The organism is Sphingopyxis sp. (assembly GCF_050725615.1).
GTDB lineage: Bacteria > Pseudomonadota > Alphaproteobacteria > Sphingomonadales > Sphingomonadaceae > Sphingopyxis.
This window is the reverse complement of sequence record NZ_JBOHHU010000134.1, coordinates 1-7,556: the sequence shown is the minus strand read 5'-3', so window position 1 is coordinate 7,556 and position 7,556 is coordinate 1. Positions and strand designations below refer to the sequence as shown.

General features: G+C 65.0%; 9 protein-coding genes. 5 read left to right on the top strand and 4 right to left on the bottom strand.

Annotated features, from left to right (window positions below; all coding sequences use genetic code 11):
• Nucleotides 1–32 precede the first annotated feature (32 nt).
• Together hrcA and grpE are read left to right on the top strand one after the other, a co-directional pair.
• Nucleotides 33–1,076: a heat-inducible transcriptional repressor HrcA gene (gene hrcA, locus ACREB7_RS20060; RefSeq protein WP_431594024.1), complete on the top strand. Its 1,044-nt coding sequence runs from the start codon at nt 33–35 to the stop codon at nt 1,074–1,076.
• Between the two features lie 4 nt (nt 1,077–1,080).
• Nucleotides 1,081–1,641, top strand: a complete 561-nt coding sequence (gene grpE, locus ACREB7_RS20055) for a nucleotide exchange factor GrpE (RefSeq protein WP_431594023.1) — start codon at nt 1,081–1,083, stop codon at nt 1,639–1,641.
• A gap of 173 nt (nt 1,642–1,814) precedes the next feature.
• Here the strand turns inward: grpE and def are convergent, their stop codons facing one another.
• Genes def through recR form a run of 3 tightly spaced genes read right to left on the bottom strand, consistent with a single transcriptional unit; the run spans nt 1,815 to nt 3,692 of the window.
• A complete protein-coding gene (def, locus tag ACREB7_RS20050; protein WP_431594022.1) occupies nt 1,815–2,348 on the bottom strand; it encodes a peptide deformylase in 534 nt (177 codons plus the stop codon).
• A 43-nt stretch (nt 2,349–2,391) separates the two neighbouring features.
• Nucleotides 2,392–3,069 (bottom strand): hypothetical protein, encoded by a 678-nt coding sequence (locus ACREB7_RS20045; protein WP_431594021.1) that lies wholly within the window; start codon nt 3,067–3,069, stop codon nt 2,392–2,394.
• Between the two features lie 26 nt (nt 3,070–3,095).
• Nucleotides 3,096–3,692, bottom strand: coding sequence for a recombination mediator RecR (recR, locus tag ACREB7_RS20040; protein WP_431594020.1), 597 nt, complete (start codon nt 3,690–3,692; stop codon nt 3,096–3,098).
• A gap of 178 nt (nt 3,693–3,870) precedes the next feature.
• On the opposite strand from recR, the gene fmt reads away from it, so the two are divergent.
• The gene (fmt, locus tag ACREB7_RS20035) at nt 3,871–4,791 is read left to right on the top strand and encodes a methionyl-tRNA formyltransferase (protein WP_431594019.1); all 921 of its coding nucleotides are present in this window, start codon (nt 3,871–3,873) and stop codon (nt 4,789–4,791) included.
• Complete coding sequence (gene truA / locus ACREB7_RS20030) at nt 4,788–5,528, top strand: tRNA pseudouridine(38-40) synthase TruA (protein ID WP_431594018.1); 741 nt, start codon at nt 4,788–4,790, stop codon at nt 5,526–5,528. The genes fmt and truA overlap by 4 nt, the downstream gene beginning before the upstream one ends.
• A gap of 183 nt (nt 5,529–5,711) precedes the next feature.
• On the opposite strand, the gene ACREB7_RS20025 is transcribed toward truA, so the two are convergent.
• A complete protein-coding gene (locus ACREB7_RS20025) occupies nt 5,712–6,242 on the bottom strand; it encodes a CarD family transcriptional regulator (RefSeq protein WP_431594017.1) in 531 nt (176 codons plus the stop codon).
• 309 nt (nt 6,243–6,551) lie between these two features.
• On the opposite strand from ACREB7_RS20025, the gene ACREB7_RS20020 reads away from it, so the two are divergent.
• A complete protein-coding gene (locus ACREB7_RS20020) occupies nt 6,552–7,367 on the top strand; it encodes an SDR family NAD(P)-dependent oxidoreductase (RefSeq protein WP_431594016.1) in 816 nt (271 codons plus the stop codon).
• Nucleotides 7,368–7,556: the final 189 nt, after the last annotated feature.

Sequence of the window (7,556 nt, the reverse complement as noted above, 5' to 3'; positions counted from 1 at the left end):
CCCCCGCCCCTCCCCATCCCTAAATCCTCCCCATGACCACGCCGCCGATCACCGAACTCACCACGCGCGCCCGCGACGTGTTCCGGATGGTCGTCGACGCCTATCTCGAAACCGGCCAGCCCGTGGGCTCGCGCACGCTGTCGAAGCTTGCCAGCCTCAACCTCTCGCCCGCCTCGATCCGCAACGTCATGCAGGACCTTGAGGAGTTCGGCCTGCTCGCCAGCCCGCACACCAGCGCCGGCCGCCTGCCCACCGAACAGGGGCTGCGCCTCTTCGTCGACGGCATGATGCAGGTCGCCGAGCCATCGGCCGAGGACCGCGCGCAAATTGAGGCCTCGCTGTCCGACGCCGGTCCGATCGAAAGCGCGCTCGCGCAGGCGACCTCGGCGCTCTCGGGCCTGTCGGCCTGCGCGGGCCTCGTCCTCGTGCCCAAGCACGAACGCGTGCTCAAACAGCTCGCCTTCGTCCCCCTGTCGGCGAACCAGGCGCTGGTCGTGCTGGTCGCGGGCGACGGCGCGGTCGAGAATCGCGTCATCGACATTCCGCCCGGCCTCAACCCCTCGGCGCTGGTCGAGGCGGGCAATTATATCTCGTCGATGCTCTCGGGGCTGACCCTCGCCGAAGCGATGGCGCGCGTCCGCCACGAGATCGAGGCCGAGCGGATCGCGATCGACCGTGCGGCGCAGGACCTCGTGTCGCGCGGCCTCGCCATCTGGTCGTCGGACGGCGCCGACCGCCCGGTGCTGATCGTGCGCGGCCAGGCCAATCTGCTCGACGAGAGCGCGGTCGGCGACCTCGACCGCGTGCGCCAATTGCTCGACGAACTCGAAACCAAGCAGGATATCGCACAATTGCTCGACAGCGCGCGCGAGGGCGCCGCGACCCGGATTTTCATCGGGTCGGAGAATAAATTATTCTCGCTTTCGGGCTCGTCCGTGATAGCGGCGCCCTATCGCGGCGCGGACGGACGCGTGGTCGGTGTCGTGGGCGTGATCGGCCCCACGCGCTTGAACTATGCCCGCATCGTACCCATGGTGGATTTCACCGCTCAATCGCTCTCCAGACTGATACGATAGGTTTATGACAAACACTGAAAACGACACGCGCGCCGACGACGCGCTGACCCCCGAAAATGTCGCGGCCGAGGCCGATGCGACCACCCCCACCGCCGGCGAGAATGACGAACTGGCGAAGCTCGCCGAACAACTCGCCGCGCTGCAGCAGGACCTGCTCTACGCCCGCGCCGAAACGCAGAACGTCCGCCGCCGCGGCGAAAAGGAAGTCGCCGACGCGCACGCCTATGCCGCGACCAAATTCGCGCGCGACATCTTGTCGGTCGCCGACAATCTCGGCCGCGCGCTCGCCGCGCTGAGCGCCGAGCAGCGCGCCGACGAAGGCATCAAGCCGCTCGTCACCGGCCTCGAGGCGACCGAGCGCGAATTGCTCAGCGTCTTTGAACGCAACGGCATCACCCGCATCGCCGCGATCGGCCTGCCGCTCGACCCCAACCAGCACCAGGCGATGCTCGAAATCCCGAGCGACCAGACCCCCGGCACGATCGTGCAGGAAATGCAGGCCGGCTATATGATGAAGGACCGCCTGCTGCGCCCCGCGATGGTCGCGGTCGCGAAGGCGGGGTAAAGCTTTGATCCCCTCTCCCATTTAGGGAGAGGGTTGCGCAGCCTTGGCAGCTTGCTGCCTAGGCGAAGCTGGGTGAGGAGTTGCGACCTAGCGGCGGCAAAATGCCCTCACCCGCTGCAACTAGCGAACAAGTTCGCAAGTTTCGCTGCCCTCTCCCTGGATGGGAGAGGGATTTAAGCCGCCTTGCGGATCTTCGCGAGCTTCTTCAGCACCATCTCGCGTTTCAGCCGCGACAGATGGTCGATGAAGAGAATGCCTTCCAGATGGTCATGCTCGTGCTGGATGCACGTCGCCATCAGCCCGGTCATGCGTTCGCTGTGATGCTGGCCGTCGGCGTCCTGCCAGTCGACGGTGACCTCGGCGGGGCGCGTCACATCGGCATATTGCTCGGGGACCGACAGGCAGCCCTCCTGATAGACGCTATGCTCCTCGCTCTCTTCGGAGAAGACGGGATTGATGAAGACGCGCGGGGTGCGGATCAGGCGCTTGCCCTCCTCGTCCTCGGGATCGGGTTCCTGCAGGTCGATGACCAGGATGCGCTTCGCCACCCCGACCTGGATCGCGGCAAGCCCGATGCCCGGGGCGTCGTACATCGTCTCAAACATGTCGGCGATCAGCGTCTTCAGCTCGGCGTCGAACGTCTCGACCGGCTTTGAAATGACGCGCAACCGCGGATCGGGAGTCTCTATGATGGGGAGTAGGGCCATGGCGTGCAGGTATGGATGCGGGGGCGTCGGGTCAAGGGGGCGTTCATCGCAATTGGATTGCCAGCCAAACGGCAATAAACAGCAGTGGCCCGATTACCCATTGAGATCTGACTGCTACCAATCTGGCGAGTGAGTCGATGCTGCTGCGGACTTCGGTCATGGACCGCAAACTCTGATCTGGCGCCATATCGTCAGCCTTTTCATGCTCCTCTTTACGAGCCTCAAGGAAGTCCAATGAGAGTTCACTGATCGGCGCCCAGTTTCTGTCTCCGTTATCCCACTCTATCTGCGATCCATCGGGCGCCCAGCCATATTCCATGCCCTCTGATACCGTGATTCTAACAGATGATGCCCCTTTGGAAGCTCGCTCGGCAGCGATGATCTCTTTCAACTCTACAAGAGGAATGCCGCACTCTACGGAGAAATGATCGTCCGACGGTGAGATGACTCCGTCGCGGGAACCACTAGATGCCGGTATAAAATAGATCGACCCAACCCGTTCCCAAGCGTCGTCTCCCTCAGGAATCCCGGTAATGTGCAACGAGCCTGGCATACGCATTATATCGCCGCCGCCAGCTATTTTTACGCTGTCCCGAAACCGGTCAGACCTCAGGTCATAGCGGATCTTACTCAGGTTCCGCTCGCCATAACTCACGAAAACAGAAGGGTTCGAGACTGTGAAATTGATGGAGACGGGAAACTTCAAATCGTCGGCAGCCATCGTAAACCCCCTGTAGAATCTTGGAATTATCCCACCGGCCGTCTAGCCCTGAGCGCCTGCGCCAGCGTCCCCTCATCAAGATAATCGAGCTCGCCGCCCACCGGCAAACCATGCGCCAGCTGCGTCAGCCGCACCGGATAGCCCTCGAGCCGCTCCGCCAGATAATGCGCCGTCGTCTGACCCTCCAGCGTCGCGTTCATCGCCAGCACCACCTCGTCGATCCCGCCCGCCGCGACGCGCGCGACCAGCGCGTCGATACTCAAATCCTGCGGCCGCACGCCTTCCAGCGCCGACAACCGCCCGCCGAGCACATGATATTTGCCGGGGAACAGCCGCGACTTGTCGAGCGCCCACAGGTCCGACACCTCCTCGACGACGCACAAAGACCGCTCATCACGGCGCGGGTCGGCGCAGATCGCGCACGGGTCCTGCGTATCGACATTGCCGCAAATGCCGCAGGTGACGAGCCGTTCGGACACGCTCGTGAGCGCCGCGAGCAAGGGCGCGAAGCTGCTCTCGCGCTTCTTCATCAGGTGCAGCACCGCGCGCCGCGCCGAGCGCGGGCCGAGGCCCGGCAGGCGGGCGAGTTGCTGGACGAGGGCTTCGATTTCGGTGGACGCCATCGAGTGGTGGTAGTGGGGCCGGCGTAGCGGCGCAATATCCCTCCCTCGTCATCCCGGACTTGATCCGGGATCCCGCTCAGCGACGGATAAAAGCTGGACCCCGGATCAAGTCCGGGGTGACGAAAGGGGAAAGCCTTGGTCTTGCACCGCGCCCCAACCTCCGCCAAAGCCCGCACCCATGCGCATCGCTTTTATGGGAACGCCGCCCTTTGCCGTACCGACGCTCGCCGCGCTCCACGCGGCGGGGCATGAGATCGTCGCGGTCTACACCCAGCCCCCCCGCCCCGCGCAGCGCGGCAAGAAAGTGCAGCAAAGCGCCGTCCACCATTGGGCCGAAGAACACGGCCTGCCCGTCCACACCCCCAAGAGCCTCAAGAGCCCCGAAGAGCAGGAAGCATTCGCCGCGCTCGACCTCGATGTCGCGGTGGTCGCGGCCTATGGCCTGATCCTGCCGGAGGCGATTCTCGACGCCCCGCGCGAGGGCTGCCTCAACGTCCATGGCTCGATCCTGCCGCGCTGGCGCGGCGCGGCGCCGGTGCAGCGCGCGATCCTGTCGGGCGACGGCGAGACCGGCGTCACGGTCATGCAGATGGATGCGGGGCTCGACACCGGCGCGATGCGGCTGGTCGGGCGCACCGGGGTCGACGACAAGACCGCCGGCGAACTCACCGACGAACTCGCCGCGATGGGCGCCGCGCTGATGGTGCGGACGCTCAGCGACCTCCACGCCTTCCTCCCCGAAGCGCAGCCCGATGAGGGCGTCACTTACGCGGCCAAGATCGACAAGAGCGAAGCGCGGCTCGATTTTCTGGTGAGCGCGGTGCAGGTCGAACGCCAGGTCCGCGCCTTCAACCCGATGCCGGGGGCCTTTTTCGAACTCGACGGCGAACGCTACAAGCTGCTCGCCGCCGAGGTCATCCATCCCGCCGGCACCGTTCCCGGCGCGGCGCCCGGCACGACGCTCGACGACAGCCTCACCATCGCCTGCAACCCCGGCGCGATCCGCGCGACGCGCGTCCAGCGCGCCGGCAAGCCTGCGATGGACGCCGCCGACCTGCTGCGCGGCCGGGCGATCCCCCAGGGCACACGCCTCGCATGACGCGCTTTGCCCTCACCATCGAATATGACGGCCGCCCCTATATGGGCTGGCAGCGGCAGGCGCATGGGCCGAGCGTGCAGCAGGCGATCGAGCAAGCGGTCACGAAGATCACCGGCGAAGATGCCGCAGTATTCAGCGCCGGGCGCACCGACGCCGGGGTTCATGCCATCGCGATGCGCGGCCATGTCGATATCGAAAAGCCGCTGACGCCCTTCCGCCTGATGGAAGCGATCAACGCGCAATTGCGCCCCGCCCCGATCGCGATCACCGCGTGCGACGCGGCCCCCGACGACTGGCATTCGCGCTTCGCCTGCATCGGGCGCAGCTATGAATATCGCATCGTCAACCGCCGCGCGCCGCTGACGTGGGACAAGGGACTGGCCTGGCAATTTGCCAAGCCGCTCGACGCTGCGGCGATGCACGAGGCGGCGCGACTACTGCTGGGCCTGCATGATTTCACCACCTTCCGCTCGGCGCATTGCCAGTCGCAGAGCCCGGTGAAGACATTGGATAGACTGACCGTCAGCCGCCACGGCGACGAACTGATTATCGAGGCTGCGGCGCGCAGCTTCCTCCACCATCAGGTGCGCTCGATGGTCGGCTGCCTCGCGCTCGTCGGCTACGGCAAATGGTCGGCGCGTGATTTGCGGGCGGCGCTGGAGGCCGCAGATCGCAACGCGCTGGGCCTGAACGCACCCCCCGACGGGCTGTATTTCGTGGCGGCGACTTATCCCTGAGACACACCTCCTCAGTTCGTCACCCCGGACTTGATCCGGGGTCCCGCCAGTTTTTTCTTACCCCGCAAGAAGCGGGATGCCGGATCAAGTCCGGCATGACGAACCAAGAATATCACGCCCGAATCGAAAAGGGCGGCCCTTTCGGACCGCCCTTTGCTTTGTCTCACCGCGGCGAATACCGGCTCAGAGAGCCTTCTCCACATAATAGCGCGGCGCATTTTCGTTCAAAATCTCGAGGATCTTGGCCTGCGCCGTCTTTTCGTCGCTCTCTTCCATCGCGCCCAGTTCGCGCGCGAGGCGGCTCGAGGCGGCTTCGAAGATCTGGCGTTCCGAATAGCTCTGCTCGGGCTGGTCGTCGGCGCGAAACAGGTCGCGGGTCACTTCGGCGATCGACACCAGGTCGCCCGAATTGATCTTCGCTTCATATTCCTGCGCGCGGCGCGACCACATGGTGCGCTTGACCTTCGGCTTGGTGGTCAGCACCTGCAGCGCTTCCTTCAGCGTCTTGTCCGACGACAGCTTGCGCATGCCCACACCCTCGGCCTTGTTGGTCGGGACGCGCAGGGTCATCTTTTCCTTTTCAAAGCGCAGGACATAGAGCTCAAGCTGCATGCCGGCGATTTCCGACCGCTGCAGTTCGATGACGCGCCCCACGCCATGCTTCGGATAAACGACATAGTCACCGACTTCGAAGAGGAGGGTGTTTGCGGACATGCAGTTTCCTTTCTGTGCCTTGTCGGAACGGCGAAGCGTCAAAGCCAGTGCATCCGGCCCTCCATCGAGGGGGATCGAAGCAATTCGGCGGCGCTAGCCAGTCAGAGTGACAAGGGATATGGCTCCATCGGAAACGCCGAACGTGCCCCAGCCCAGCGACGGGAAGAGACAGAATGTCGGCGTGTTGATATTTATTATAACAGAGTCGCAACAAAATTGCCACCCCTGCACGGAAATGCGTGGGTGGGCGCCTTGACGGCCGCGTAAGTCCGTTTCAGGCTGGCACAAAATGACAGATAGGATGCCAATATGCAGGATCAAGTTTGGTGGGTTACCGGCGCCTCGTCGGGCATCGGAGCGGCGCTGGCGCGGGCCCTGGCGGCGCGCGGCGCCAGGCTGATCCTGTCGGGGCGCAATATCGCCGCGCTTGAGGCGGTCGCCAAGGAGTGCGGTCCCGGCACGATGATCCTGCCCTTTGAGGCTACGGACTACGCCGCGCTGCCGCTGATGGCCGAGCAAGCGTGGAACTGGAGCGGGCGCATCGACGGTCTTGTCAACAACGCCGGCATCTCGCAGCGCAGCCTCGCGGTCGAGACCGATTTTTCGGTCTATCAGAAAATCGTCGACGTCGATCTGCTCGCGCCGATCGCGCTGACCCAGCAGCTTCTGCCGCGCATGATCGAAGCGGGCGGCGGACAGATCATCGCGATCTCCAGCATCGCGGGCATCGCCGGGGTGCCGCTACGCAGCGCCTATTGCGCCGCCAAGCATGGGTTGATCGGCTACCACGACAGCGTCCGCGCGGAGAATGAGCATCTGGGCCTCAAGGTGCTCGTCGTCGCCCCCGGCTCGATCGCGACCAACGTCAGCCGCAACGCGCTCAACGCCGACGGCAGCGTGCGCGGGGAAAGCGACAAGGCGATCGACAACGGCCTGTCGCCCGATTTCGCCGCGACGCAGATATTGGACGCCGTCGCGGCCGGCGCACGCGAGCTGGTCGTCGCCGAGGGCGCCGAGGCCGCGATCCCCGGCCTGCGGCGCGGCGATCCCGACGCGCTGTTCGACCGGATGAGCGCGATGGTCCAGGCGGGCTATGCGCAGCAGATGAAGGCGACGGCGGAGTAGCGCGGGGCCGCTTTCGGGCGGAAACCGTCGTTGAAGAATTGAGCTGATCCCCCCTCCCGCAGGCGGAAGGGGCAGCGAGACTTGGGCGCTTGCGCCCTAGTCGCAGCGGGGTGGGCAGACCGCAACGCTGCTGGCCCACCCCCAACCCCTCCCGCCTGCGGGAGGGGAGAGCCACGTCCGCCCCCACCC